Raw genomic sequence first — 26,876 nt, 5'->3', positions numbered from 1 at the left:
TGGTGACCAATTTAAAATCCGTAATTAATCAATCACCTGTTTCAAAGACGGTGGCTGAGTGCATTCGCTGCGGCGAAGGAGCCGAAGCCACTTTCCTGATTGCCTGATTGTCGAAGTTTACAACTTCGATACTATATTTTAAGAATTTACAATTCAAAAAATGGTATCCCCATCGACCACTAAGCTGAGCAAAGCGAAGACTGGTGAGCGATCTTAGTGCCCATCAACCACTAAGCCCACGAAGGAGGACTGGTGAGCGATTACTACAACTCTGCAGAACTCCATTTTGCAGAAAACTGTATCATATCATAAGCCGAAGTCACTTGAGCTAGCTTTTTTTTAGATATTATCACTAAGCCAATACCTTGCTTATGCTTCATTTCATTCAGTTTTCCTATCACTGGTGGCTGAGCGCATCCGCCGCGGCGGAGAAACCGAAGCCACTTGAGCTAGCTTTTTTTAGATAATATGCCACCATGTTTTTGATTATTATGCACTTTTCACTAACCCATTTCCATTTTAAACTTTGTATTCATTTTAAACGTTAATACACAATGCTAAAGCCTTACAATTTTACTTTAAAGAATCTGATATCCGTTAGTTCGTCGTAGCTTCTAAGCTACGATGCAATATAATCAGGCATCTTTCCTGAAGAGCGAAATTAAATATTGATGATTTTTTATGTGGAGCGAAAAAATGAAGTACACCCTAAAATATATATTTTCAAGCCAATGTTAAAATATTTTTCTTTCGAAGTTCTTAATGCAAAACTAGGCACACCTTTGTATTTGGTTTTATTTTTAGTTTTCAGTCAGTTTTTTTCCGAAAAATGCCATGCACAGATTCTCCTTCAGCTGGAAGTGCCTCATCAGGTAGAAGCAATAAAGTTTGCTCCGGGTGATGAGATCACTTTCAAATCATCTGACAGACCCAATGAATGGCAAAAAAGGACGATCGACTATATCATACATGGTGACGATCTTTTAGTTTTCGAGGATGGTATGGTACCATTAAAGGACATAACTCATTTTAGAATCTACAACAGAACAGCTAAAGCCTTTGGTCATTTATTTCTGGGTTTTGGTAGCGGCTGGTTTGTCTTTGGCGGTATAGCTTCTTTGGCAGGAAAGTATTCGTTTACTACCGGAACATTTGCTATAGGTGCGGTAGCTTTGGGTATCGGATGGTTGATGCAGAAGGTCATATCCAAGCGTACCTTCAAAATCGGGAAGAATGGTAATCTGAGAATCATTGATATCACTTTTCCTTCAGGAATAGGTAAGGCTTCAATAAGTAATGAACTCTATCATAGTCTCATACCTTAGTGATCTGGTATTGCTGGAATAAAGTAGGTAGCTGATGAAACTACTTACGCCTTAGATCTTCAATTTCTTCAATAGTTTTGGGCAGCGACCGTCCTAATAGTCTATATCCGTCTTGCGTGATCAGAAAATCTTCTTCAACTCTGATACCACTAAAGTCTTTGTACTTCTCGAGGACTTCATAATTGATAAAATCTCTGCACCTGCCTTCAGCACGCCACATATCTATGAGTGTAGGTATGAAGTATATACCCGGCTCTACGGTAAGGACAAAACCTGATTGCAATTCCCTGGCAAGCCGAAGTGATTTGATACCAAACTGAGTGCTTTTTTTGAGAGTGGTGGTATAGCCTACGTATTGTTCGCCAAGATCTTCCATGTCATGTACATCCAATCCCATCATATGCCCAAGACCACACTGGAAAAACATAGCATGCGCACCTGCTGCTACTGCTTCGTCAGCATCGCCTTTGGTAAGATGGAGTGACTTTAATCCGTTGAAGATATTTCTGCATGCCTGAAGATAGATGTCACGATATTGAATACCTGGCTGCAACATTTCTACTGCCTTTGTGTGCGTATCCAATACAATCTGATATATATCTTTTTGTCTTGACGTAAATGCAGGTCCAACCGGAAAAGTACAGGTCATGTCGCCGGCATAATGCATGTCGTTTTCTGCACCTGCATCACAGAGTATCATTTGCCCATCTCTGAGAGTATTGCCATGATAGTGATTGTGAAGGGTTTGACCATCTGTTGTCAGGATGATGGGAAAAGCAAGATTGCCGCCACCTTTTATTGCTTCCTGATGTACTAACGAAACCAGCTCATACTCTTTCAGTCCCGGTTTTGCATGCTGCATAGCCGCCAGGTGCATATCCGTAGTTATATTTACTGCATGGTCTATTTCAGTAATCTCACAATCCTCTTTGATGCTCCTCTGACTTATGACTTTTTTGATCAAAGGTAAGGAAGGTTGGAGCATCACTTCTTCAGTAGAGATATCCAACCATTGAGCCAACCTGATGATATTGTCATGCCTGTAAGGTGGCAAATAGTGAATTTTCCTGCCTGATTTCAGTGCTTTTTTGATGATGGACTCGATGTGGTTGTAATCCTGAGTCGAATGTACACCTACACTTTGAGCCATGTCATTGACGCTGGGTTGAGGCCCGGTCCACACGATATCATCAATACTTAGATCTGTGCCGAAGATACATTCGTGCCCTGCATCCACATCAATGACGGCAGACAGACCCGGTACATCAAGGCCGAAGTAATATAAAAAGGTGCTGTCTTGCCTGAAATGATATGTATTGTCTTTATAATTCATTGGGGCTTCCTGATTGCCCAGGAGTACTATCAATCCTGACTCAAGACCATGTCTGAGCACTGTTCTTCTGTTGAGATAAGTGTCTGATGAAAATATTCTGAAATGCATTTATATTATTTTAGGAAAATTAAAGAGATGCCTCCGTGATGCTACTCAAGCTTACATGCAATTCAGCATTACGAAAAGTCAACAATCAAGAACAATTTTAACAATTTTTTCTTTCAAAATTTGTTTGAGCACATTTTTTTTTTAATATTTAATAAATATTGTTACTTTCTTGAGTATCTTCGTCATAACAAAACAATTTTTTTAACTTTTAAAACAACTTATTATGCTAAATGAATTAAAGAACTTTTTATTCAAAGGAAATATCCTTGAATTGGCCATTGCCGTCATTGTTGCCGGTGCTTTTGGTAGCATTGTATCATCATTTACTGAAGACATCATCATGCCTCCATTAGGCTTGCTTGTAGGTGGAATAGATTTTGGGGATCTGAAGTTTGTACTTAAAGCTGCAGAAGGTGATGCACCTGAAGTTGCGATTAACTATGGTAAATGGATCAATACCATAATAAACTTTTTGATACTTTCAATTATCCTGTATTATGTCATGCAAGTGTACAAGAAGATAAACCCACCAGCTCCACCAGCTCCTGCCGGACCAACTCAGGAAGAATTACTTACTCAGATCAGAGATTTATTGAAAAAATAAGATTTCATATTATAGAATTTTAAAGCCTCGAATTTTCGGGGCTTTTTTATTGGGTGCATTTCATTTATTCGCACAATGGTCGATTTCTTATCCAGTGCTATGTTAAGTGTTGAATGACGGATCAATTATAAGTATATTTTTCTTTTGATCAAGGCGATGGTTCCCGACCTTAGCCGTAGCTAAGGAAGGGGTTCATCAACGAAGAGCAAATGGAAAAGATATAATAAGTCATCCGTCAATTTAATCTTATCATAACACTATTTTCGTTTGTTCGTCGTAGCTTCTAGCTACGATGCAATATTTTCAGGCATCTTGCCTGAATCACGAATAAAATGATGATTTTTAATGAGGCTCGACAAAATGAAATACACCCTTTTTATTTGTGATGAGCCATTTTATTGATGGATATTTTTTTGTTCACAGGTTGAAATAATCTATTTTTGTGGTTTATTCAATTACCTGTAGAAATAACAAAAATTATTATGATCAATTGGAATGGAGTCTTCCCTGCCTTGACGACAAAATTTAATAAGAATATTGAAATAGATATCACATTGTACAAAAAAAACCTGCACGCACAGATTGCTGCAGGAGTAAACGGTGTCATACTTGGTGGAACTCTGGGAGAAGCCAGCACGCTCACAGAAGGCGAAAAAGAAATCCTTGTCAAAACCACTATTGAAGAAGTGGGAGGACGGATTCCTGTAGTGCTCAATATTGCTGAAGGGTCCACTAGAGAAGCGCTCAGACAAGCATTACTTGCAGTACAATGGGGCGCTCAGGGCTTGATGATGTTGCCGCCGATGAGATACAAACCAGATCACAGAGAGTGTGTCACGTACTTCAGAACAGTGGCAGACTCGACAGATCTGCCGGTCATGATCTATAATAATCCAGTAGATTATAAAACGGAGGTTACTTTAGAGATGTTTGAAGAAATGATCGAAAGTAAGAATATACAGGCCATAAAGGAATCTACGCGGGATATTTCAAATGTGACCAGACTAAAGAACAAATTTGGCGACAGGCTGAAAATTCTGTGTGGAGTAGACACCCTTGCAATGGAGGAGTTGGTCATGGGTGCAGATGGCTGGGTTGCAGGCTTGGTTTGCGCATTCCCCCGAGAAACGGTCGTCATATACAAACTCATTAAGCAAAATAGAATTGATGAAGCTTTGAAAATTTACAGATGGTTTTTACCATTACTGGAATTGGACATACATACCAAGCTGGTCCAATATATCAAACTGGCTGAAGTGGCAGAAGGTATTGGTTCGGAATATGTCAGGGAGCCAAGGTTGCCTTTGATAGGGAAAGAGCGTGATGAGATTGAGAAAATCATACGGGATGCCTTAGCCATAAGACCAGCATTACCAAAAATTTAATTTTGAAAATATGTATAGTGAACTCAATAAAATAATGGAACAGTCGTATGAAGCTTTTTTACAATACCAGAGTGTCTCCGGTGCTGTAAAAAAAGAGTTTCTCTACAAAATAGCTGAAAATATTGAAAATTTGGGTGATCACTTATTGGAAACTGCATCTTTAGAAACCAATTTACCCATAGGCCGATTTCAGGGAGAAAGAGGACGTACATGTGCACAATTAAAGGCATTTGGTGACATGGTGGCCGAAGGCAGTTGGGTTGAGGCAGTCGTTGACACTGCAATACCTGACCGAAAGCCTTTGCCCAGACCAGACATGAGAAAGATGACAATAGCTATGGGCCCGGTATTGGTTTTTGGGGCATCCAATTTTCCATTGGCATATTCAACAGCTGGAGGTGATACAGCATCTGCTCTTGCCGCAGGCTGCTCTGTGGTAGTAAAAGGGCACCCTTCGCATCCAAAGACTTCTGAATTGGTAGCAGGTGCAATTACGCAGGCGGTACATGATTGTGGCCTACATCCTCATACATTTCAACATGCAGGAGGGACATCTTTTGAAATAGGAAAAACCCTCACTCAGCATCCACTGACCGCTGCGGTGGGATTTACCGGAAGCCTCACAGGTGGAAGAGCTATTTTTGATTATGCTCAGAAAAGGGAAGTACCGATACCTGTTTTTTCTGAAATGGGAAGTACTAATCCCGTCATTTTGCTAAAGGACGCTCTTGTCCATCGGGCACCTGAGATGGCTAAAGCTTTTGCGGGATCAATTACAATCGGAGTCGGTCAGTTTTGTACCAATCCCGGGATCATGATAGGAGTAAAAAGTAGTCCGCTCAATCATTTTATAAGTTTGCTTGCCATTGAATTGTCCATGATACCAGCATACAAAATGCTACATGAAGGTATACATCAGAGTTATTATGCAGCTTTGGATAAAATACTGATGGACAAAGGTGTGGAGACAGTTTATCATGCACATGAGAAAGAAGCCATGTCTGCAAGTCCCGTACTTGCCAAAGTTTCGGCTGATACTTTTTTGGCCAATCCTGACCTCCATCATGAAGTTTTCGGACCTTTTTCTATGATCATAGTTTGTGAAAACAGAATAGAATTGATGCACGTATGGCAAAAGCTAAAAGGTCAGCTTACTACCACTATCATGGGCACTGACCATGACCTCGAAGTGAATAAAGATCTAATTGACGTTGCAAAAAATATTGCTGGACGTATAGTTTTTAATGGAGTGCCAACTGGTGTGGAAGTAAGTAATGCCACTGTACATGGAGGACCATATCCTGCTGCAACAGATAGTCGATTTACATCTGTTGGTATGGAAGCTATCAAACGATGGGTGAGGCCCATTTGTTATCAGGATTGCCCTGACTCACTTCTGCCGGAGGAATTAAAAAATGAGAATCCCTTAGGTATAATGAGAAAAACCAACGGGGTATATGGAAGAAATCCATTAAAGGTTGAACTTTCTTAAGCGTTTAGTGTTAAATTTTTTAAATTCTTTATCTAGTCAGAGCACTAGTGCTCTGTCCAGATAATAAGTTAACCACGTAGGAGTTATTGAATGAATTGAAAAAATAGCTTAATTTCTAAAATTCGAACTCCAACGTGGTTAAATTAAAATGGGAGTTAATTTTTTGAAGATCAAGGCAAAAAACACAGCCATAGCCGTAGCTACGGCGAGTATTTTTAACGCAGATATTCGGAAAAAGAACCACATTTAATTAAGTTCTTTATCTTGACAGAGCACTAAAACCAACAGACTAATCAATCCAAACCATCAACTTAAAATAAAATGAGTATACAAATCGGAGATATAGCTCCACCTTTTACTTTAAAGTCCACAGATAAAAAAGACGTTTCACTATCCGATTTTTCAGGTAAAAATGTTGTCATCCTATTCTTTCCACTTGCTTTTACCGGAGTGTGCACTGATGAACTTTGTTCTATACGAGACAATAAATCTGATTATGATCATCTCAATGCTGAAATTCTGGCTATCTCTGTTGATTCGCTTTTTACCTTAGGAAAATTTAAAGAAATTCAGGGGTATAACTTTACTATGCTTTCAGACTGGAACAAGGATACTGCGAAAGCATATGGGGCTTTGTATGATGAGTTTGTCTTAGGTATGAAAGGCGTAGCTAAAAGGTCTGCTTTTGTAGTGGATAAAAATGGCAAAATTCAATACGCAGAAATTTTGGAAAGTGCCGGAGATCTTCCTAACTTTGCAGCCATTAATGACACTTTAAAGTCTTTGTCATAACGTAAAGTTTAATCATACTCCTACTTTTAGACCAACAATCAAAAACAATGACGAATAACATTACAAAATTTGATGAAAAGGAAGATGTACTTGTTGAGGATGTCATTTCGACAGGTGAGCGATCGCATTTAGTAGTGTACAATGATGATTACAACACATTTGATTGGGTGATTCAGTGTTTCATGGATGTATGCGACCATACTCAGGAACAATCTGAACAACTATCGATATTAGTGCACTTCAAAGGCAAAGCTACTGTCAAGACCGGGTCATTTTCATTGTTGAAACCTATGAAAGACGCGCTGATCGACAGAGGTCTTTCTGCTGTCATAGAAACATTGGTTGAAGATTAATAAACACTTCTTTCATATGAAATTATTGAGGTGGCATCTTAAAAGATGTTTCACCTTTGTTGTATTTTAAAAAGTATGTATTATGTCCTTGATGATGAGATATCTTTTCCGCACCCGAAAGCAGTAAAGCCTTCCGGAATTCTTGCTATCACCGGAGATCTGAAATTTGAACGATTATTGTTGGCCTATCATTATGGTATATTCCCATGGTATAACGAGGGAGAACCTATCATATGGTGGTGTCCCAATCCGAGATATGTTATTTTTCCTGAAAGAGCCAAAGTCCCCAAAAGTATAAAGTCCTATTTTAACCAGAATAAATACAGGGTCACATACAATCAGGCATTTGAAGAAGTGATCAGAAATTGTCAGAACCATCCCCGATCAGGACAAAATGGTACCTGGATAAATGAAGACATAGTACAATCCTATATCTGCCTTCACCGCATGGGATATGCTACTTCTGCAGAAGTTTGGGATGATGATATTTTGGTAGGTGGTCTTTACGGTGTCCATATTGGAAAGGTATTTTATGGCGAGTCTATGTTCAGCAAAAAAAGCAATGCCTCCCGATTTGGTTTTATATCATTGGCCCAAAAGCTTGAGTCTGAAGGATTTTACATCATCGACTGTCAGCAACCAAATGCTTACCTTGAAAGCCTTGGAGGTGAATTCATTTCAGGAGATGAATTTCAAGAGATTCTTGGTAAAAACAGAAAGGAATGGCTGAAAAATCAATGTTACTGAATCATAAAAGGATGATGATACAATAGGGCAACATCATCATACTATCAGTGATCAATAAACTGAACCAGAAAGGTCTGTAACGATGTGCCATGATACTCAGTATGAATGTCAGAAATAGGGTTATCATCAAGGCAACATATGATTTGATCTCTGTCAGGAAAGACCATACTGCTATAGTTTCAATGATAAAAGACATGAAAATCAGTACGCTTATTATCATTTTAGTTTTTTTGATACCGAACATTTCCGGAAAAGTAGGGTAGTGTACATCTGTATTTTCTCTGATATCGCATATATCAAAAATTAATGCTAATGCCATGATAAAACTCATCCTTCCGACAGCAAGCAACAAAGACTCACTTACAGATAAACCAACATCCTGAGCAGGTATGAACAGCGTAAGGATGGCGTAAACAAAACCTATTGCCACTGGCTTATATAGATAGTGATCCCTTCCTGACCATTCCCCCGACGGATGTTTTTTAAAATAAAAGTATGTAATCACCAACGCCACGGACAGAGAACTGAGCTTCATCAGATCGTCATACATTAGTAGAGTTCCCATGATGCCACTCAATATGATAAGTAAAAATAGAGGCAAGTTCCTCATAACAAAATGACCAAAATCTTTCAATTTGATATTGACCAAAGGATAGTAATTGTACAGTAGGAAAGTCGCCAAAGACACGCAAATGCAATATTTCCAATCCACATCATGGGTAAATGATCGATAAGTATAGGCGGTTAAAAAAAAAATACAAAGAGTTAGGTGATAGCTTTGATGCAGGTAGACAGAAAATAATTTTGAATACTTATACCAATCAGAAAATTGATTGCGAAAATTTACAATCATAATTATTTAATTTACAATACATTATGATTTAAATTTTTCGCAGAATATTTTCTGTCCACTATATCTTGCTTATTGGACTCTGACACCGCCTCTCAGATATTTTTTTATGTTGATCCAAAATGCGGCAGCAAGATAAAATATGACAGGAGAACCAAAACTGACAAAACTTGTATATACAAAATACACCCTAACCTTTGATTCGTTCAGACCCCACTTTTGAGCGAGGTAACTACATACACCAAAGCTATATTTTTCAACAATAGGTTGTATAAACTTTTGAATGACAGACATTTTCAGTATTTTAAGAAAAACATTTGCAATATAAAAAATGTTTACAATATCAGTGTAAATCTTTGACCTTTTTTAAGGATAAGGTAGATTATTCCGTGCTACTATCCAAATTAATTTATACCTGTTCCTGAATTTGATTGAAAAGTATTATCTTTGTATCTTAAAATTTAAATAAATGTTTAATCTCGTTTTTGGATTGGGTGGCCAGGAGTTGTTGGTCATTGGTTTGATAATTCTAGTTTTTTTTGGAGGTAAAAAGATTCCTGAACTGATGCGTGGCTTAGGAAGCGGCATAAGAGAGTTTAACAATGCCAAAAATAACATAGAAGCTGAAGTTAAGGAAAATATGAAAGATCTGGATTCGAAAAAAAATAGTCAATAAAAGACGGTCAAATTTTTATTTCTTCAGGTCTTCAGACTTTCACTTGAAGTATTATCCTTCACTCAATAAAGAAATGAAGTTACTTTGTCAAATACAGAGTGACTTCATTTTTTTATTCAGGATATGCAGCGAATACTGAATATAGCCGATCAAGACGATTTTTAAAAATAATGTCTTGATCGGGACAAAAGCGTCCCGGAAGTTCAAGCGTAGCTTGACACAGTACTGCTAAAAATATAACACTGGCTAAAATTAAATTTACCGCTTGTCAAATGAAAAATATTTTATACATACTTTAGTAAAAATTGGCAAAAAAAGTATGTTTATACCAAACAGAAAATTGATAGCAAAAATATATATTCATAATTATTTAATTTACAATACATTATGATTTTAATTTTTTTTGTGGAATATTTTCTTTTCACTATAATATTCAAAATGAGTAATGGTTTAGGCTTCCTTCCAAATTCAATTTAATGGAGTCATTTTTTGACAATTGTGGTTATTTCATGGGGTTTAAACCCTTTGTGACCTGAACTTTTCCCTTTACAGAGATAGATGTACCTAATTAAATATCAATGTCGTTTAGTTAAGACATCTTTATGAAGTCTTTCCCTTGTAAGGGAAAGATTTAGCTAGTGCTACAGGAATGAAGTAAGTACATAATAAAACGAAGTAGATTATTTTCAAGATCAAGGCGAAAAACACAGACATAGCAATAGCTATGGCGAGGCTTTTCAACGCTGATATTGGGAATAAGATCAAGTTTTATAGGTATTTATTTTGTTCCTGTAGCACTAGGGTAAAAACAAAGCAAAATTCCTTAACTAAACGACATTGAATTAAACATTCAAAATGTAATTTTAATCACTATCAAAATCACTGAAATTTTTCGTAATAAAAGTGAAAAAAATGAGTGTATCCCAAAATTGCACTATAATTTATAATTATATATAATTATAAAATTTCCAATTTAGTGGATTATTATAGTAGTTAAGTTTTAACGGGAGACTCGTCTCAAGCTGCGCTTGGGAATGAGGGTAGCGGGCAGTTTACACAATTTTAGTGCAAAAATGGGATACACCCAAAAAAATTAATAAGAAGGAATTTCATTAGGAATGACTCTTTGCGGTGCACATTGCTCCAAGTCTGTGATTGATCACATGTGCCGTGGCCACCATAAGGCCTCCCATGACACTGAAGACAAGCATCCATCCATGGTGATCGATCATGCCTATGAGCAAAAATGCAAATCCCACACCACCTAGAAGGACAGGTGTATAGTTTCTATGCTTTTTAATAAAATCACCTACCAGAGAGTAGGATGCAATGAAAATCCCCGTTAAAATTACTACCCAATCAATAGCATGGTTGTGTAACCACGTACTTGAACTCAATAATCCTGTAGAAATCAGTAAGGGTACTGCTGAACAGTGGATTGCACATAACATAGATGTAAAAAATCCCGCAGAATCCGGATGTAATTTAAAAAAGGATTTCATTTGTTATAAATGTATTTAAAAAACTGGATGCAAATATACAACAATAACACTAAAAATGCAATAATGTTGCATGTATTAACAAATTTTAAAGCACAGTCCAATCCACTGAATAAAAAAATTACCTCAAAAAATGGTTTTTTATAAAAGACTATTTATTAAAAATGTACCCTTGCGTTATAAAAATTTTACAAAAAAGCCGGCATTATTAATCGTTGTAAGGTACTTTTGTGCAAAATATCACAAATATGGGATTACTTCAGGGCAAGGTAGCTTTAATCACAGGTGGATCAAGAGGAATCGGTGAGGCCATTGTACTCACTTTTGCACAGCAAGGAGCAGATATCGCATTTACATATCTTTCTTCAGAAGAGAACGCTCAGGCAGTCGCCAAAGAAGCCGGGAATTTTGGTGTCAAGGTTATTGCTTATAAATCAGACGCATCTGACTATCAGCAAGCAGAAAAACTCATCAATGATGTGACTGCAGAATTTGGAAAGATCGATATACTTATCAATAATGCCGGCATCACTAAGGATACCCTTATGTTGAGAATGTCTGAGGAGCAGTGGGATCAGGTCATGGATGTCAATCTCAAGTCAGTATTTAATCTGACCAAACACGTACTCAAACCGATGATGAAAAACAAATCCGGTTCCATCATCAATATGGGGTCAGTGGTTGGTGTTTTTGGAAACGCCGGTCAGGCCAACTATGCTGCATCAAAAGCAGGCATCATAGGATTTTCAAAATCCATCGCTAAGGAAGTAGGATCCCGAAATATCAGGTGTAATGTCATCGCTCCTGGCTTTATCGAAACGGACATGACCCATGTACTCACAGATGAGCAGAAAAAGGCATACACCGACAGCATTCCGCTAAAGAGACTGGGTCTGGGTGATGATGTGGCTCAGGCTTGTGTATATCTGGGTTCGGATATGTCTCTGTATGTTACAGGACAGGTGCTAAGTGTTTGCGGTGGTTTAAATGTTTAATAAATATCTGATTATTTTTACAGAATTACTGACTTAAACAATTATAATTATGGAATACATGTTAATGCCTCTCAAAAAATTCGCCGACTTTAATGGACGGGCAAGAAGAAAGGAGTACTGGATGTTTATCTTGTTTTTTAACATTATTTCCATTCCTGTAAAAAAGTTGGATGAATTGTTTTTTTCTACTTCTGAAGGAGGAGATAATGTACTTGAATCCATCTTGATAATAACTTTTTTCATTCCAATTCTGGCAGTTATCATAAGGAGGATGCATGATGTAGGAAAAAGTGGATGGTATTTTCTGATTCCTATCTATAATCTGATTTTAGCACTTACAGAAGGAGAAAAAGGCTTTAATAAGTATGGACCGGACCCAAAGAATCCAACCAATGAATTGGAAAGTTTAGGAAAAGATGATTTTGTGTAAGACAGCTTAAAAAAAATCTAACACTTTTTTTACTTCGATCATTGAAATATCAGAATAAAGTTTTACCTTTGCGTTCCTTTTTTAAGGAATGAGTTAGTTATCACTTTAAATCAATATAATTTTTCTTAAGATGAAGAAGGACATACATCCTCAGGATTACAGAATGGTAGTGTTTAAAGACATTTCAAATGATGAGATGTTTCTTACAAGAAGTTGTACAAAAACCAGAGATACTGCCGTTTTTACGGATGGTAAAGAGTATCCTTTAATTAAGATGGAAATATCATCTTACTCTCACCCGTTCTTTACAGGTAAGACCAAATTTGTGGATACTGCAGGTAGAATCGATAAGTTCAACAAAAAATTTGCAAAATTTGGTAATAAGTAAACCTTATTGCATATTTTCATGAAAATATAAAGGCCCTTATTGTAAAAAGTAAGGGCTTTTTTTATGCTTTTAACTCAGCATTTTGAAAAATAATGCTTATAAAAATACTACTTTGATTAAAATATTGTTATAATACCAGTAGTTTTTCTTAGATGTCATACTCGTTTTTGTGACATTATGGATTTTCCTTCGTTATATTTTTTATACATTATTTTATGAAAAGCGACTTTCCAAATAATATAATCATGTTTGGTGATGATCATTGGTACGATTTGTTGCCATTGACATTTACACGACCTATCAGTGAGTTGAGGGTAGGCATCCTTACCATAAGGGAAAAATGGGAAAAACATTTGAATGGCAACGCCAGTTATATCACTCAGGACTATCTTGCTGAGAAGTATCCTATTAGCATTGCTCAGGATAATATCCTGATTAACAGTACTTTTCTCCCTGACAAACAACTCGTAAATTTTATTTTCCAGCTCCGGCCCAACGAAGCACTCTTATTGGGATCTGAGTTGATCGCAGCAAGGCTCAGTGAATTGCAATTTGATACCTTAAGTCAGGACAAGGATGCCCTTCAGAATCTCAAAGGAATCGATCTTTCCAATGAATCAGGCATCACCTTCCGCAGGATCACCAGACCCTATCATATATTTATCGAGAATGGGGAGGAAATCATCAGTGATTTCAAGTTGATAACGGAAGGCAGAAATTCTGCGTTGATTTCTGATACCAACAGAATTACAGGTAAGTATCCTGTTTTTGCTGAAGAAGGTGCAGTGATGGAGCATTGTATAATCAATACAAATGAAGGCCCGGTATACCTGGGAGAAAAAGCCATCATTATGGAAGGTTCGATGATCAGAGGTGCTTTTGCCGCTTGTGACCATACGGTGGTAAAAATGGGTGCAAAAATTTATGGCCCGACTACAGCAGGCCCGGGATGTGTGATCGGTGGTGAAGTGAAAAATTCTGTATTGCAAGCCAATTCCAACAAAGGACACGACGGTTATCTGGGTAATAGTGTTATCGGTGAATGGTGTAATCTTGGTGCAGATACCAACACATCCAATCTTAAAAACAATTACCTGCCTGTAAAAATTTGGTCTTATACGCATGAAAAATTTATGGACACAGGACAACAGTTTTGTGGTCTTATCATGGGGGATCATTCTAAAGCCGGTATCAATACAATGTTTAATACAGGCACTGTCGTAGGAGTAGCGGCTAATGTTTTCGGAGACGGATTTCCACGGACTTTTATCCCATCATTTTCCTGGGGAGGTGCAGCTGGTTTTAGCACTCACAAAGTTGAAAAGGCTATCGAGACCGCAGAATTGGTGTTAAGCAGAAAAAATTTACTGCTTACTGAAACAGATAGAAGAATTTTGGAACATATATTTTTCAATACAGCACATGTGAGAAATAATTAACTTTAGGCCATTTTCAAAAGCAAAACTTATTAAAGATGTTTTTTCCTATAGGTGATACACAGGTCTCAGGAGGACACAAACCAATAGTCAGTTACACTTTCATAGTCATCAATGTTGTAGTGTTTCTGATACAGATTTCTACACCCGGTAATTTGATATGTCAGTTTTCTGCCATTCCGATAGACATTGTCAAAGGTGAAGGTTACTTTACTTTGCTATCCAGTATTTTTATGCACGGAGGTTGGATGCATCTCATTGGAAATATGCTTTTTTTATGGGTATTTGCAGATAATATAGAAGCAAAGATCGGCAGTCTTCAGTTTACAATATTTTATTTAGCTGGGGGCTTTTTTGCAAGTTTTGCCCATATATATTTCAGTACCACCGCTGCAGAATTGAGCCAGATAGCTTGTCTGCCTTGTTCGGCATCCAATCCCTGTGCAGATGGAATGAAAGTTTCAGCTGCAGTAATACCTTCATTGGGCGCCAGTGGTGCTATATCAGCTGTCCTTGGAGCCTATTTACTGATGTTTCCCAAGTCACAGATTAAAGTATTAGTATTGTTGTTTTTCAGATCATTTTATGTGCCGGCATTGGTGTTTTTGGGATTATGGTTTATTCAGCAACTTTTTTCGGGACTTGGCTCATTGAGTACTTCAAGTGCCGCCAGCGAAGGCGTAGCATGGTGGGCACATATCGGCGGATTTGTGTTTGGATTGGTAGCAGGAATCTATCTCAAACAGTTTGTTAAAACAGAAATCGACTACAAAAGCGATGAATTTGTAGCATGATTGCTACCTCCATGTCTTAAAATGAAACCTGAAATAAAGTAGTTGGCAGAATATTGTAAAAAAAAAACCGCATAAGACTTTTAAATCTTATGCGGAGAGTCAATTTCAATGTCCACAGTAAATATTAATAGTGTACAGGATTAAAAACATCGTCATATTACACTACATAGCGGAGGGTCGATATGCAGTCAATTTTCAATGACAAAGGTATGTGCTATTCTGAGGTTGCGCAATATAACTTTTGTTATATATTTTGGTCAAAAACTGTTAAATTCACCCATTATTTGTTGATTTTCACCAACTGTTGATATTTTTACAATAAAAATAAAATCATGATGAAAACATTTGGATTTTTATTCTTATTTCTCTCGACCTTGACCGGAAATATATTCAGTCAGAGTTCAGTCCACTTCAAAGTATGGCACACCACAGAGATGACTGACTCTTGTGAAGCACATTATCTTTTTGTGATGAGTGATGGATATTTCACAAAAACCAGATACAGAACCGATAATGGTGGATTTATACAGACCAAAGGAGGCAAATATGAAATGATGGGTGACAGCGTCCGATTTTACTATGAATTTGATTCATTTGATAAGATGAAGGCTTCTGCTATTTCCACTTATTATTACAAAGAAAATGGAGATCAGCTATCACTTCGGTCAGCTAAAAAAAGCAGAACATTAACGCGCTTTGATCAACAGACTTCTACACCGTTGACAGGAACATATCTATTTTCAGGAAGAAAAGAAAAAGGAGAAATCACGAGGAGGAATACAGATCAACCCAGAAAAACAATGAAAATTCTCACCGGCAACCGCTTTCACTGGATAGCTTACAATACTGAGACAGGAGAATTTTTCGGGACAGGTGGCGGTAGTTATTCAGCCATCAATGGAAAATATTCAGAAAATATTGAATTTTTTTCAAGAAATAATGCAAGGGTAGGGGCCACATTAACATTCGATTTTGACAAGCAGGGAGGTGACTGGCATCATTCCGGTCTTAGCTCGGCCGGTGAGCCGATATATGAAATTTGGAGTATGAGGAAGAAGTAGACCGGATATGATTTAAACTTGTCCAATTAATGTAATTGCCTTAAAGAAGTGATCAAAGCTTAATACCATGCATCTAAAAAATTTTGAATTTAAAGCCAGAGTGGATGATATCGAAAGATATGAAAATAAGTTGCTTTACTTGAATCCTGAATTTCAAGGCACTGATCATCAGATTGATACATATTTCAATACATCTATAGGAAGACTGAAGCTGAGAGAAGGCAATATTGAAAATGCACTCATTCATTATGAACGCGGAGATACCGCCGGTGCAAAAGTTTCTGACATCATACTGTACCAACATCAGCCGGATCAGGGGTTGAAAAACATTTTAATAAGACAATTGGGTATCAAAGTTGTAGTAGACAAAAAGCGCAAAATATACTTTATAGACAATGTCAAATTTCATTTTGATATAGTCGATAATCTGGGAACTTTCATAGAAGTAGAAGCCATAGATCAGGATGGTAGCACGTCCACAGACCAACTCAGGGAGCAATGCAATTATTACCTACAGTACTTTAATATCTCACAGCATCAATTGATAGATAAGTCATATAGTGATATGCTTTTATAAATTGCTGCCCCAAACTCTAATATTTGCTCCAACTGCAAACCACCTTCCCGGCATAGTAATACCGTTGGATTCTACGTATTTTTTATCGGTCAGGTTATTGACCTGAGCATACATCATCCACTTATTTTCTTTCCAGTATATTCTGGTGTCTGCCACCATACCTTTATAAAATGATTCATAATTTTTGATCAGTGTGAAACGCTCAAAGTAGCGGGTATTGAAGCTGAATCCCATTTTTGACCATAATCTGAAATCTGCATTCAGGCTGAGTTGATATCTGAGATTATCCGCTGCATATCTTGAGAGGACTACCTCTTGTGGAGTGTGGTATTTCACCCTGTACAGGTAGGTGCCTGAGATATTGATTTTTTGGATAAAATGATTATCGTCCGCATTCTGATAATTTACCATGGCTTCCAGTCCTGATACTGTGAGATTACTCAGATTCATGGGTGTCCATTTTTGGGTGATATCTGTTTTGATTCGGTCTATGATGTCAGCACCAACTCTTGAAAACCAAGATGCAGAGATCAAATATCCGGCTTTACTCCATCTTGCCCCCAACTCGAAATTGTCTGCTCGTTCTGGTTGAAGATCCGGATTATTGTTGTTAGCCCCGTTTCTGAAGTACAAATCTGTAAATGTAGGAATTCTGAATGCCTGATTCCACGAACCAAACAATTTTAAATCATCAGAAAACCTAAAGCCTGCCTCTATACCCGGATAAATTGCTCCACCAAAATCCGAATAATGACTATACTGAATGCCGGCATTGATATCCAGTTGGTTCCATGTATATTTATGCTCAGCAAAAAAAGCAATCTGATGTCTGGTGGTCGTATCTAACCTTAAACTACTGAAATCGGTAAACTGATACAATAATCCCAAACCAGTCCGACCTAAATCAGACTGAAATCCGGAATTGATATCGAAGGTATGCACGTTGCTTTTAGTACTGTTGAAGACAGCCTGGCCGCGTGTGAAATAGTAATCATCTATACTCTGGCGGAAATAATATCTCGGATTGATTTTGAAATTATCATTGCCTATCGGTACACTTACGGATGCAAAGGAAGTACTTACTTCTTCATATTCCTGAGTATTGTTATCAATAGGTAAAGCTGCAAAAGATGGAGCCGGACCAGCATAGAAGCCGCTGCCTCCAAATTTTCTGGTATTGTATCCCGCCATTACATCAAAATGAAGACACTTAGTTGCAACTATACGATTTTGTAAAAAGGCATTGGAGATCTTATAGTCGGTATTGGGCCGATATCCGGCTGAAGTCTGATGTTGAACAGATATCCTGGTCGGTAATGATGCGCTTGCAATATTGGCGGCACCTCTTATCTGAAATGTTTTAAAAGACTCATAAGATGTTTCTACTTCCAGACTCTTTGTATTTCCAGGTCTTTTTGTGATGATATTGATAGCACCTGCAAATGCATTTTGACCAAATATCCTGGCGCCACCTGATTTATGTATTTCTATATGTTGGATATCTGATATACTCAGAGGGAGATTCATCAGATGGTGACCTGTCTGAGGATCGGAAAGAGGTATGCCGTCTATCAGTATCAAAGCCTGATCAAAAGTACCTCCTCTGATATTCAAATCTACCTGAGCACCACCTACACCTCTGTGGCGCATATCTACACCGCTGACATAGCTCAATAGTTCTGCAATATTCCGTGCCGGAGCATTTTTGATGGATGAAAGCGGTATAATTTCTATAGTTCTGTTGGCTTCCTTCAGCCTGGTTTCAATTCTGTTTTCCTTTATGGTGATTTCCTGTATCCATAATGTTGTGTCCTGAGCCACCAGATGTATATTCAGTAGTATCAGAAAACAGAAAATAAATAATAGCTCAGATTTTAGCATAAAAAATAATTGTTTTGATTTTATTTTGTTTGATTTTGAAAGAGGCTCAAAAGATTATATTTCCAGCATTCTATACAATTCGATACACTCTTTGGCTTCTTTTACATCATGAACTCTCAATATATGGACACCTTTTCCCAGTAGGTGCATGTGCAATGCCGTAGTGCCGTTGAGCGCTTGTTCAGGTGTGATGTCCAGTTTTTTCCAGATCATGGATTTTCTGGAGACACCTGCCAGTAAGGGCACATCAAAAATACTGAACACTTCAAATTGACGCATCAATGTATAATTGTGCTCCAAAGTTTTTCCAAATCCGAATCCCGGATCAATGATGATATCATGAATACCTTCTTTTCTGGCCATAACGATTTTTTCTTTAAAAAATGCCATGATGTCCATGACTACATCTCCGTAATTTGGATTATCTTGCATATCAGATGGCAACCCTTTCATGTGCATCATGATTAATGGCACCTTTGATTTTGCAACTGACTGAAACATTTTTGGATCAAAATTGCCTGCCGAAATATCATTAATGCATTTTGCACCTGCATCCGTTGTTTCAGATGCTACTCTACTGCGCATGGTATCTACTGAAATGATGGCTTCGGGAAATCTTTTTATAATTTCAGTTATTGGACTTACTGTTCTTCTCAACTCTTCTTCTTCAGAAATCAGCTGCGCTCCGGGCCGGGATGACATACCACCAATATCGAGGATATCAGCTCCATCCATTAGCATCCTTTCCGTAGTGTCAAGTATGGCTTTTATATCTGTTTTTCTGGAATCCTGAAAGAAAGAATCCGGATTGACATTGATGATTCCCATGATCAGCGGACGATCAAGGCTGATAAGAGTGCCTTTAAAGTTGATAGAATATATCAAATGTCGATATTTTAAAAAACATTGAAAATGGTCGCAAAAATAAACTATTTAGTATTCAAAACTTAACTGTAGTTCAAATAGTTTATACTCTAAATTGGTTTGCGAAAATTCATATACTTTTGTAGTCATTTTGAGCATAATGGAGGCAGAATTATTTTTATAATGAAGACATGTGTATCATCGTCTATAGAAAAATAAATTCTCGTCGGTATAAACATATTCTTACAACAAGTCATTAAAATAAGGCATCTCTATGGAATTTTTGGATAAAAATTATTGGGAAGAAAGGCACCAAAATAGCGATACTCCCTGGCATATAGGATTAGTTTCAACCCCGATAAAAGAATACATTGATCAGATCAAAAATAAAGAGATCGCTGTATTGATACCTGGTGCAGGACACCCTCATGAAGCGGCATATCTTGCTGAACACGGATTTGATGATATCACGATTTGTGATATTTCGCCGACTGCTATTCACAACATCCAATCTGTATTGCATGATTATCCAAAGATCAAATATTTGTGCGCGGATTTTTTTAATATTGAAGGAAATTATGATCTTATTTTGGAGCAAACTTTTTTTTGTGCCCTTCATCCATCTTTGCGGGAAAAATATGTTGATAAAATGTACTCACTGCTTAATCTTAATGGTACCTTGACAGGTGTATTATTCGCATCGCATTTTGACAGATCAGGACCACCTTTTGGTGGCTCAGAATATGAATACAAGTCTCTATTCAGTACAAAACTACATATTCATCTTATTGAAATGTGTTACAATTCTGTAGAGCCAAGAAGCGGGAATGAATTGTTTTTCATTTGTAAAAAAGATTTAATTTAGAAAATATTAACATTAAATATTTGTTTAAAAAAGTTCATAAACATATCTTGCGGTGTCAAAACTTCGTTACACTTAACTTTTTGACCATTTTCATAACCGTAAACCTAAAAGATTTTGAAACTTACAACACTAAAAGGAAGTAAGTTGCCAAAGCGTGTTACAGACATTTTTTTGTCATTTATTCTGGCAACAGTTTTTATATTAGCATATCACCTTGATAATAAATCAGACCAAAAAAATACCACATCTGAAGATAGTGAAGATATTCAGAGGGGTGCATCTTTTTTATTTGGATTTAATACAGATTCATTTTATATTGAAAAAAATCTTATCAGAAAAAATGATGTCTTTGGAAATATCCTGAACACTCATGGTGTCAATACCAACCTTACGCTCCTGCTGGAACACGAAGCAAAAGATATCTTCAATATTAGAAACATCAGAGTAGGGCAGCCTTATCATGTTGTAAAAAAACATGAGTGTGATGACACTCCCGTAGCTATAGTTTATGAACCCGATAATTTTAAATACATCGTCTGTGATCTGAGAGAATCTGTCAAAGTCACACTTGTCGAAAAAGAAATAGAACTTTGCGAAGAAGTCGTTTCCGGTAAAATAGAATCTTCTTTGTGGGGAACACTCGAAGCTCAGGGTATCAATCCGGCGATCATTGACCTTATGGAAGAAGCGCTCTCAAGTTCAGTGGACTTTTATCATACCAGAAAAGGTGATGAGTTCAAATTGATATATGAAAATAAATATGTCGATGGAAGGCTTACCGGACTCGGTAGGTTGATTGCAGCATGTTATATCAATGACAACGGTGCTAACTATTCTATTTTGTATAAATCAAAGGACTATGAGGGATATTTTGATGCAGAAGGGAGACCAGCCAGAAAATCTTTTTTGAAAGCTCCGGTTAAATGTACGGGCATTTCTTCCAACTATAACCTGAGAGGATTTCATGCCATCAAAGGCAAAACAATACCGCATTTAGGCACTGACTATGCTGCACCATATGGTACAGAGATCCGATCTGTATCTGATGGTGTTGTAACTGCTTCCGCATACAATGGAGGTAACGGTAATTTTGTAAAAGTGAAACATGACAATGTTTATGAAACTCAATATCTGCATATGTCAAGATTTGCCAAAGGAATCAGACCTGGTGTAAGAGTAAGACAAGGACAGACTATAGGATATGTGGGAGCCACAGGTCTTGCTACAGGACCTCATGTTTGTTTCCGATTCTGGAAAAATGGCAGACAAGTCAATCACCTCAAAGAAAAATTGCCACCGCCACAACCCATGAGCATGCAGGAGCTTCCTGACTTTTTTGAACACAGAGATAAACTGCTCGTCAGGCTCAATGAACTTCAACCCGAAGGCAGTAATTTAGCCGCTATTCAGAACAAAGAAAAGCCGGTAGTTAAACCTTAAAAAAAAAGTAAATTATTTTTAAGCAAATTTTTTAATACATAGAAAAATTGCGCATATATTTTGACTACATTTAGAGTTGTTAAAGTTGTATCTATATGATTCTCCATTGATTATAAGCAGAGATATATTCGTAAAATTAAAAAATATATTAAAATTTAAGATACGAATTATTTGGTAGATACATGCCGGAAGGCTATCTTTACACTGTTTTTAATAGCCATAAGGTATTCGTATTTCTGATCGATCCGGTCAAATGGATTTTTTCGGTCACAAAATTATACATCTATTGATGAAAAATGTAAAATACGTATACAACGAGCACACCCTTCAGTATGAACCACACAAACTATCAGCCCGGGATAAATTCCGGATGAGTCTGGTTTATACATCAGCCGTTGTATTGACAGCAGTCATAATGTTTGTAGTAGCTTATCAATACTTTCCTACCCCAAAGGAAAAAGTAATGACCAAGGAAAAAGAGCAACTTGAGTTTTATCTCACTCAACTGACAGACGAATATCAGACAATATCAAAAAAGATAGAAGCCCTCCACGAGAAGGATAATGAAATCAACAGGATGATCCTGGGGTCCAAGCCGATAGATGATCATGTATGGAATGGTGGTATAGGTGGTCATGACAAGTATGATTTTCTCTCCAATATGAAGGAAACAGGAGCACTTATCAAGGCCAACCTCATCAAAGTGGACGAATTGAAATTTAAAATAGACATACAGAAAAAGTCATTGGATAGCTTGTACAGAGTAGCGGCCACCAAAGAGAAAAAATTGGCTTCCATCCCCTCTATCAAACCAGTCAGGGAAACAGCATTGAAAAAGGATGTTAAGTTTTTATCTGGATTTGGCATGAGAATTCACCCAATCCATAAGTTGAGAAGATTTCACAAAGGAATAGACTTTACGGCCCCGCAAGGCACTGATATTCAGGCTACAGGAGATGGAAGGGTATTGTCTATCAACAAAACAGGAAGCGGATATGGCAAACATGTGCTCATCGACCATGGATATGGATACAAGACACTATATGCACATATGCATTCTATCAATATCAAAGAAGGAGAAATAGTTAAAAAAGGTCAGAAGATAGGATTAGTGGGCAGTACAGGTGCATCTACAGCACCGCATCTGCACTATGAAGTATGGATAAATGGTGTCGCGATCAATCCTATAGATTATTGTCTTGATGGCCTGACACCTAAAGAATATCAGGAACTGGTCAAAAGAGCTACCACTGATAATCAGTCTTTAGATTAATAGAGCTAAGTGAATGAAAAACTAAGGGGTAAATGTTCAGCAACATTTACCCCTTAATTTTTGTGCGCCAAGCATGTTTAATATCTAAGGGGTGAAAGTCCTCGACGAGCCAGCCGATAGGAATCGTTAGCCAATAGCAAGGGTGTCTTGAGTAATTGAGAATCTGAAGGAAGCAGGCGGCAAGAGTGTGATTGAACGAACAGAAACATATTATAAGGCTTACATTGTGGGTAAGTGAGCAATAGATTGCGAAGCCCAATAGTCGGACGTAAACAATGGTAGTAAAATATGTCAGTTACACGGAAAGAGATTGAACTTACCTTGGGAGATCCTATAAATAGCGACCTGAGACGGAACAAAGCGCAAGGGAAGTAAAGGACTATTTAAAGGAAGTCAGCAGAGATCATAGTAGTGAAGAATCATCTGTAATGGATGTGGAGCGAAGGATCGAATCTTTAGGATGTTAATTTTTTTGAAAGTAATGGTAAAGGCCAATGATTAAGGACAAGGAAAATGCTAAACCGATGCAACCTGCTGGACAGGGAGAAGGAAATAATAGCAGCCTATTCAATGATGAACTACCCGTATGGTACGACGGAAGTGGAAAGGTATGTCCGAAGTGGACTTCCAGATGCTGGCAAGAGAGAGAACAGACGATGAACGTACTGGAAGAGATAGCGTCGCTAAGGAATCTAGTAAAAGCCTACCGACACGTGAAAACGAACGCAGGTAGTCCGGGGAGTAGATGGAATAGATGTCAAGGAGTTCGGAAAATGGTTTAGAACGCACCATGGAGCACTAAAGACAGAAATCCTAAACGGAGACTATCGCCCTTCATTAGTACGTGGAGTAGAGATACCGAAACCCAAAGGGGGCAAAAGGCTACTGGGCATACCGACGGTAAAAGACCGAGTTGTACAGCAAGCAATCAGCCAAGTGATGGTAAGGTATTATGAAGTTACATTTACGGAAAGCAGCCATGGATTTAGGCCAGGCCGTGGAACAGAGAGCGCACTAAAGTTAGCCCAGTCACACGTTAAAACAGGGAAGACACGAGTAGTCGACATCGACTTAGAGAAATTCTTTGATGAAGTGAATCATAGCCGATTGATGTGGCATCTGAGTTTACGGATGGGTGACAAACGATTACTAGACCTAATCAGAAAGATACTACGTAGTGGCATACTGTTAGGTGGCGTATCGCATCAACGGATAAAGGGGACACCACAAGGAAGCCCACTGAGTCCGTTGTTATCCAACATCGTATTAGATGAACTGGACCAAGAACTGGCTAGGCGTGGACTGAGTTATGTAAGATACGCAGATGACGTTTTGATCTTTGTAAGAAGTAAACAAAGTGCCGAACGGGTATATGTTAGCATCAGCGAATACATAACTAAGAAAATGCGTCTGAAAGTAAATGTAGAAAAGAGCGGAGTACGGAAAGTACATGAAGTAGCGTTTTTTAGGTCATAGTCTAGGTGGTGGTGGTCGCCTTTATCTAAGTAAGCCGAGCGAATTACGACTTAAGTCGAAGCTAAAAGATCTGACATCACGTCGACGTGGGATCAGTCTGGATCAGTTGATAAAGGAAGTAAATAGCTTATTGCGTGGTTGGTTACAATACTTCAAGAGATCAGAAATGAAATCGAAGATAGAAAGAATCAACAGCTGGCTGAAAAGACGAATAAGATGCTTTAGGATAAAACAATGCAAACGCAAGATTGGTATTGTCAGATTCCTAAGGAGCCAAGGCGTAAGTGAGAAATTGAGCTGGCTGACAGCCCTAAGTGGCAAAGGCTGGTGGCGTCTATCAAACACTCCAGGCACCAATATCGGGATGAATAACGAGTGGTTTACAAAGATTGGATACTACGATTTAGTCTCCAACTACAACCATCTGCACAAATCCACCTAAAGAAACCGCCGTACACGTAAGTACATACGGTGGTGTGAGAAGACGACAAAGGTAATCTATTTTTTTAATTACCTTTGTCTCTTACTCGATTGCCAAAAGTGAAAAAAATAGGGCAACAATCTGATTGTTGCCCCGCTTTCAATTGTATGGTTGGAATTATGGGAATACACCCAGTGTCATATAATCACCAGCTACTTTATTCAATGCAGTAATAAAGGCAGCGTCTCTGAGATTGTTTACTTTTTCATATCCGTTGTAGACTTCCATGATCTGATGGAAGGAGTTGATCATCGTCTCTTCAAGTCCGGATCTCACCAGATCGACTTCATCAGCACCTCTGGTGATAAATGATCTTTCCTTATCTCCGACTTTTTTGCCGGTCAGATTTTCCACAGTACTGATGATGCTTTCATATGTATTGTGGTTAAATCTTTTGTCCATACGACCGAATCTCATGTGGGATAAGTTCTTCAACCACTCAAAATAAGAGACGGTAACACCACCTGCATTCAGATACATGTCAGGTATGATTACAGCTCCGTTTTTGATGATGATATCTGCGGCTTCTGCTGTGATAGGTCCATTGGCGGCTTCACCGATGACTTTGGCTTTTACAAGGTGAGCGTTTTCTTCTGTGATAACAGACTCAAGTGCTGCTGGCACCAAAATATCACAATCTATACTGACCCAGTCACCTCTGTTAGGAAGAGTCACTGTGTCTGGTAGTCCAAGTATTGTTCCGTGTTCTTTGCGATAGTCCAATGCTGTTTGCATATCTATGCCTTTCTCACTGTATACTGTACCCTCAATCTCCGAAAGTCCGATGATCTTTACATCTCCTTCATTTTGTGATATAAGACCTGCGTATGAACCCACATTTCCAAGACCCTGAATGACCATGGTCTTACCGGCCATTCCTTTTGTTGCTCCTATTCTTTTCAGAAGGTTGGCATCATTATACACTTCTCTCAATCCGTAGTATACACCACGACCGGTGGCTTCTGTTCGGCCATTGATACCATTTTGTCTTACAGGTTTTCCTGTCACACAACCGGCAGCATCGATTTCACCACCTTTGAATGTTTGGTAGGTATCCAGGATCCAGGCCATTTCACGTTCGCCGGTTCCATAATCCGGGGCCGGAACATCAATGCTTGGTCCTATGAAATTTTTTCGGATGAGTTCTACAGTATATCTTCTTGTGATTCTTTCAAGTTCCTCGGCGCTATATGCCCTCGGACTCACTTTTACTCCTCCTTTAGCACCTCCGAATGGTACATCAACTATAGCACATTTATAAGTCATCAACGCAGCGAGTGCCATTACCTCTTCCTGATCTACCAGATGACTGAACCTTATACCACCTTTTGTAGGAAGTCGGTGGTGTGAATGTTGCACACGATACGCTTCTATCACCTGGTACGAATCTCCGATTTTTACAGGAAAATTCATCTGGTATACAGCATTACATACCTTAATTTGTGCCAGCAATCCTGGATGGATGTTGGTGTGTGCTGCTGCACGATCAAAATTGCGCTGCACACTTTCAAAAAATTTTGCTTGTTTACTGCTCATTTTTAATTTGTTTTTCTAATTTGGTTAGTTTATTATCGAGCCGATATAGAAAAAATACTATGCCGACAAAGATGACTAAGATAACAGCCACTACTGAATAAATCTTACCTGTGCTCCTTAAAAAATCCTGTTCCTGAGCAGAAACAGTCGGTAATACCAAAACATATAAAATAATAATTGAAAGTATTTTCTTCATCAATTTCTATTTAAAGTGG

Annotated in this window: 29 protein-coding genes; 21 read left to right on the top strand and 8 right to left on the bottom strand. The window is 38.0% G+C overall.

From position 1 onward, the window contains the following. Positions 1–731: 731 nt before the first annotated feature. On the top strand, positions 732–1,325 hold the full coding sequence (locus tag IPK35_04350; GenBank protein ID MBK8052515.1) for a hypothetical protein: 594 nt from the start codon (positions 732–734) through the stop codon (positions 1,323–1,325). A 40-nt stretch (positions 1,326–1,365) separates the two neighbouring features. Here IPK35_04350 and IPK35_04345 read toward each other — a convergent pair whose 3' ends face one another. After that, positions 1,366–2,754 (bottom strand): aminopeptidase P family protein, encoded by a 1,389-nt coding sequence (locus IPK35_04345; protein MBK8052514.1) that lies wholly within the window; start codon positions 2,752–2,754, stop codon positions 1,366–1,368. A 235-nt stretch (positions 2,755–2,989) separates the two neighbouring features. Here IPK35_04345 and mscL point away from each other — a divergent pair, with 235 nt between their 5' ends. The 6 genes from mscL (at position 2,990) to IPK35_04315 (ending at position 8,139) form a co-directional block, all read left to right on the top strand. After that, a complete protein-coding gene (gene mscL, locus IPK35_04340) occupies positions 2,990–3,370 on the top strand; it encodes a large-conductance mechanosensitive channel protein MscL (GenBank protein ID MBK8052513.1) in 381 nt (126 codons plus the stop codon). A gap of 482 nt (positions 3,371–3,852) precedes the next feature. Then, complete coding sequence (locus IPK35_04335) at positions 3,853–4,755, top strand: dihydrodipicolinate synthase family protein (protein ID MBK8052512.1); 903 nt, start codon at positions 3,853–3,855, stop codon at positions 4,753–4,755. 10 nt (positions 4,756–4,765) lie between these two features. After that, entirely contained in the window at positions 4,766–6,247 is a 1,482-nt protein-coding gene (locus IPK35_04330) for an aldehyde dehydrogenase (NADP(+)) (protein MBK8052511.1), read from the top strand. A gap of 321 nt (positions 6,248–6,568) precedes the next feature. After that, positions 6,569–7,039: a redoxin domain-containing protein gene (locus IPK35_04325; GenBank protein MBK8052510.1), complete on the top strand. Its 471-nt coding sequence runs from the start codon at positions 6,569–6,571 to the stop codon at positions 7,037–7,039. Positions 7,040–7,086: 47 nt separating this feature from the next. Beyond that, positions 7,087–7,392: an ATP-dependent Clp protease adaptor ClpS gene (locus IPK35_04320; GenBank protein MBK8052509.1), complete on the top strand. Its 306-nt coding sequence runs from the start codon at positions 7,087–7,089 to the stop codon at positions 7,390–7,392. A gap of 75 nt (positions 7,393–7,467) precedes the next feature. After that, entirely contained in the window at positions 7,468–8,139 is a 672-nt protein-coding gene (locus IPK35_04315) for a leucyl/phenylalanyl-tRNA--protein transferase (protein MBK8052508.1), read from the top strand. 1 nt (position 8,140) lies between these two features. Here the strand turns inward: IPK35_04315 and IPK35_04310 are convergent, their stop codons facing one another. Both IPK35_04310 and IPK35_04305 read right to left on the bottom strand, forming a co-directional pair. Then, on the bottom strand, positions 8,141–8,788 hold the full coding sequence (locus tag IPK35_04310) for a hypothetical protein (GenBank protein ID MBK8052507.1): 648 nt from the start codon (positions 8,786–8,788) through the stop codon (positions 8,141–8,143). A gap of 273 nt (positions 8,789–9,061) precedes the next feature. Next, the gene (locus IPK35_04305) at positions 9,062–9,283 is read right to left on the bottom strand and encodes a PspC family transcriptional regulator (protein MBK8052506.1); all 222 of its coding nucleotides are present in this window, start codon (positions 9,281–9,283) and stop codon (positions 9,062–9,064) included. Positions 9,284–9,458: 175 nt separating this feature from the next. Between IPK35_04305 and IPK35_04300 the strand changes: the two genes are divergently transcribed. After that, a complete protein-coding gene (locus tag IPK35_04300) occupies positions 9,459–9,665 on the top strand; it encodes a twin-arginine translocase TatA/TatE family subunit (GenBank protein ID MBK8052505.1) in 207 nt (68 codons plus the stop codon). 1,112 nt (positions 9,666–10,777) lie between these two features. On the opposite strand, the gene IPK35_04295 is transcribed toward IPK35_04300, so the two are convergent. After that, positions 10,778–11,167, bottom strand: a complete 390-nt coding sequence (locus IPK35_04295; GenBank protein ID MBK8052504.1) for a MerC domain-containing protein — start codon at positions 11,165–11,167, stop codon at positions 10,778–10,780. A gap of 245 nt (positions 11,168–11,412) precedes the next feature. Between IPK35_04295 and fabG the strand changes: the two genes are divergently transcribed. From fabG to IPK35_04260, 7 genes are all read left to right on the top strand, one after another. Next, positions 11,413–12,159, top strand: coding sequence for a 3-oxoacyl-[acyl-carrier-protein] reductase (fabG, locus tag IPK35_04290; GenBank protein ID MBK8052503.1), 747 nt, complete (start codon positions 11,413–11,415; stop codon positions 12,157–12,159). Positions 12,160–12,208: 49 nt separating this feature from the next. After that, on the top strand, positions 12,209–12,589 hold the full coding sequence (locus IPK35_04285; protein ID MBK8052502.1) for a DUF805 domain-containing protein: 381 nt from the start codon (positions 12,209–12,211) through the stop codon (positions 12,587–12,589). A 130-nt stretch (positions 12,590–12,719) separates the two neighbouring features. Beyond that, a complete protein-coding gene (locus IPK35_04280; GenBank protein MBK8052501.1) occupies positions 12,720–12,977 on the top strand; it encodes a type B 50S ribosomal protein L31 in 258 nt (85 codons plus the stop codon). 245 nt (positions 12,978–13,222) lie between these two features. Further along, positions 13,223–14,416 carry a glucose-1-phosphate thymidylyltransferase gene (locus IPK35_04275; protein MBK8052500.1) on the top strand — a complete coding sequence of 398 codons (1,194 nt, stop codon included), beginning with the start codon at positions 13,223–13,225 and terminating at the stop codon, positions 14,414–14,416. A gap of 35 nt (positions 14,417–14,451) precedes the next feature. Next, entirely contained in the window at positions 14,452–15,207 is a 756-nt protein-coding gene (locus tag IPK35_04270; GenBank protein ID MBK8052499.1) for a rhomboid family intramembrane serine protease, read from the top strand. Between the two features lie 332 nt (positions 15,208–15,539). Beyond that, entirely contained in the window at positions 15,540–16,268 is a 729-nt protein-coding gene (locus tag IPK35_04265; GenBank protein ID MBK8052498.1) for a membrane or secreted protein, read from the top strand. A gap of 67 nt (positions 16,269–16,335) precedes the next feature. Next, a complete protein-coding gene (locus tag IPK35_04260) occupies positions 16,336–16,845 on the top strand; it encodes a class IV adenylate cyclase (protein MBK8052497.1) in 510 nt (169 codons plus the stop codon). On the opposite strand, the gene IPK35_04255 is transcribed toward IPK35_04260, so the two are convergent. Then, the gene (locus tag IPK35_04255) at positions 16,840–18,726 is read right to left on the bottom strand and encodes a TonB-dependent receptor (GenBank protein MBK8052496.1); all 1,887 of its coding nucleotides are present in this window, start codon (positions 18,724–18,726) and stop codon (positions 16,840–16,842) included. The genes IPK35_04260 and IPK35_04255 overlap by 6 nt on opposite strands. A 54-nt stretch (positions 18,727–18,780) precedes the next feature. Then, a complete protein-coding gene (gene folP / locus IPK35_04250; protein MBK8052495.1) occupies positions 18,781–19,554 on the bottom strand; it encodes a dihydropteroate synthase in 774 nt (257 codons plus the stop codon). Positions 19,555–19,864: 310 nt separating this feature from the next. Between folP and IPK35_04245 the strand changes: the two genes are divergently transcribed. The 6 genes from IPK35_04245 (at position 19,865) to IPK35_04220 (ending at position 25,086) form a co-directional block, all read left to right on the top strand. Continuing rightward, entirely contained in the window at positions 19,865–20,455 is a 591-nt protein-coding gene (locus IPK35_04245; protein ID MBK8052494.1) for a methyltransferase domain-containing protein, read from the top strand. 114 nt (positions 20,456–20,569) lie between these two features. Continuing rightward, the gene (locus tag IPK35_04240) at positions 20,570–21,895 is read left to right on the top strand and encodes a peptidoglycan DD-metalloendopeptidase family protein (GenBank protein MBK8052493.1); all 1,326 of its coding nucleotides are present in this window, start codon (positions 20,570–20,572) and stop codon (positions 21,893–21,895) included. Positions 21,896–22,181: 286 nt separating this feature from the next. Next, complete coding sequence (locus IPK35_04235) at positions 22,182–23,168, top strand: M23 family metallopeptidase (GenBank protein MBK8052492.1); 987 nt, start codon at positions 22,182–22,184, stop codon at positions 23,166–23,168. A gap of 586 nt (positions 23,169–23,754) precedes the next feature. Beyond that, positions 23,755–23,901 carry a hypothetical protein gene (locus IPK35_04230; protein MBK8052491.1) on the top strand — a complete coding sequence of 49 codons (147 nt, stop codon included), beginning with the start codon at positions 23,755–23,757 and terminating at the stop codon, positions 23,899–23,901. Between the two features lie 17 nt (positions 23,902–23,918). Then, the gene (locus IPK35_04225; GenBank protein MBK8052490.1) at positions 23,919–24,644 is read left to right on the top strand and encodes a hypothetical protein; all 726 of its coding nucleotides are present in this window, start codon (positions 23,919–23,921) and stop codon (positions 24,642–24,644) included. Positions 24,645–24,714: 70 nt separating this feature from the next. Then, on the top strand, positions 24,715–25,086 hold the full coding sequence (locus IPK35_04220) for a hypothetical protein (GenBank protein ID MBK8052489.1): 372 nt from the start codon (positions 24,715–24,717) through the stop codon (positions 25,084–25,086). 156 nt (positions 25,087–25,242) lie between these two features. On the opposite strand, the gene IPK35_04215 is transcribed toward IPK35_04220, so the two are convergent. Both IPK35_04215 and IPK35_04210 read right to left on the bottom strand, forming a co-directional pair. Beyond that, on the bottom strand, positions 25,243–26,661 hold the full coding sequence (locus IPK35_04215) for a Glu/Leu/Phe/Val dehydrogenase (GenBank protein MBK8052488.1): 1,419 nt from the start codon (positions 26,659–26,661) through the stop codon (positions 25,243–25,245). Beyond that, positions 26,651–26,857 carry a CcmD family protein gene (locus tag IPK35_04210; protein ID MBK8052487.1) on the bottom strand — a complete coding sequence of 69 codons (207 nt, stop codon included), beginning with the start codon at positions 26,855–26,857 and terminating at the stop codon, positions 26,651–26,653. Before IPK35_04210 ends, IPK35_04215 begins: the two co-directional genes overlap by 11 nt. Positions 26,858–26,876: the final 19 nt, after the last annotated feature.

This window comes from Saprospiraceae bacterium, from assembly GCA_016713025.1.
GTDB lineage: Bacteria > Bacteroidota > Bacteroidia > Chitinophagales > Saprospiraceae > OLB9.
This window is presented reverse-complemented; position numbering and strand designations above follow the sequence as displayed.

Excerpts from the sequence above, each read along its gene's own strand:
- IPK35_04270 (MBK8052499.1), top strand. The coding sequence starts at position 14,452 with ATGTTTTTTCCTATAGGTGATACACAGGTCTCAGGAGGACACAAACCA.
- IPK35_04335 (MBK8052512.1), top strand. The coding sequence starts at position 3,853 with ATGATCAATTGGAATGGAGTCTTCCCTGCCTTGACGACAAAATTTAAT.
- IPK35_04265 (MBK8052498.1), top strand. The coding sequence starts at position 15,540 with ATGATGAAAACATTTGGATTTTTATTCTTATTTCTCTCGACCTTGACC.
- IPK35_04260 (MBK8052497.1), top strand. The coding sequence starts at position 16,336 with ATGCATCTAAAAAATTTTGAATTTAAAGCCAGAGTGGATGATATCGAA.
- IPK35_04295 (MBK8052504.1), bottom strand. The coding sequence starts at position 11,167 with ATGAAATCCTTTTTTAAATTACATCCGGATTCTGCGGGATTTTTTACA.
- IPK35_04300 (MBK8052505.1), top strand. The coding sequence starts at position 9,459 with ATGTTTAATCTCGTTTTTGGATTGGGTGGCCAGGAGTTGTTGGTCATT.
- folP (MBK8052495.1), bottom strand. The coding sequence starts at position 19,554 with ATGGGAATCATCAATGTCAATCCGGATTCTTTCTTTCAGGATTCCAGA.
- IPK35_04325 (MBK8052510.1), top strand. The coding sequence starts at position 6,569 with ATGAGTATACAAATCGGAGATATAGCTCCACCTTTTACTTTAAAGTCC.
- mscL (MBK8052513.1), top strand. The coding sequence starts at position 2,990 with ATGCTAAATGAATTAAAGAACTTTTTATTCAAAGGAAATATCCTTGAA.
- fabG (MBK8052503.1), top strand. The coding sequence starts at position 11,413 with ATGGGATTACTTCAGGGCAAGGTAGCTTTAATCACAGGTGGATCAAGA.
- IPK35_04275 (MBK8052500.1), top strand. The coding sequence starts at position 13,223 with ATGTTTGGTGATGATCATTGGTACGATTTGTTGCCATTGACATTTACA.
- IPK35_04315 (MBK8052508.1), top strand. The coding sequence starts at position 7,468 with ATGTATTATGTCCTTGATGATGAGATATCTTTTCCGCACCCGAAAGCA.
- IPK35_04285 (MBK8052502.1), top strand. The coding sequence starts at position 12,209 with ATGGAATACATGTTAATGCCTCTCAAAAAATTCGCCGACTTTAATGGA.
- IPK35_04330 (MBK8052511.1), top strand. The coding sequence starts at position 4,766 with ATGTATAGTGAACTCAATAAAATAATGGAACAGTCGTATGAAGCTTTT.
- IPK35_04210 (MBK8052487.1), bottom strand. The coding sequence starts at position 26,857 with ATGAAGAAAATACTTTCAATTATTATTTTATATGTTTTGGTATTACCG.
- IPK35_04280 (MBK8052501.1), top strand. The coding sequence starts at position 12,720 with ATGAAGAAGGACATACATCCTCAGGATTACAGAATGGTAGTGTTTAAA.
- IPK35_04255 (MBK8052496.1), bottom strand. The coding sequence starts at position 18,726 with ATGCTAAAATCTGAGCTATTATTTATTTTCTGTTTTCTGATACTACTG.
- IPK35_04305 (MBK8052506.1), bottom strand. The coding sequence starts at position 9,283 with ATGTCTGTCATTCAAAAGTTTATACAACCTATTGTTGAAAAATATAGC.
- IPK35_04320 (MBK8052509.1), top strand. The coding sequence starts at position 7,087 with ATGACGAATAACATTACAAAATTTGATGAAAAGGAAGATGTACTTGTT.
- IPK35_04350 (MBK8052515.1), top strand. The coding sequence starts at position 732 with ATGTTAAAATATTTTTCTTTCGAAGTTCTTAATGCAAAACTAGGCACA.
- IPK35_04215 (MBK8052488.1), bottom strand. The coding sequence starts at position 26,661 with ATGAGCAGTAAACAAGCAAAATTTTTTGAAAGTGTGCAGCGCAATTTT.
- IPK35_04230 (MBK8052491.1), top strand. The coding sequence starts at position 23,755 with ATGGTACGACGGAAGTGGAAAGGTATGTCCGAAGTGGACTTCCAGATG.
- IPK35_04245 (MBK8052494.1), top strand. The coding sequence starts at position 19,865 with ATGGAATTTTTGGATAAAAATTATTGGGAAGAAAGGCACCAAAATAGC.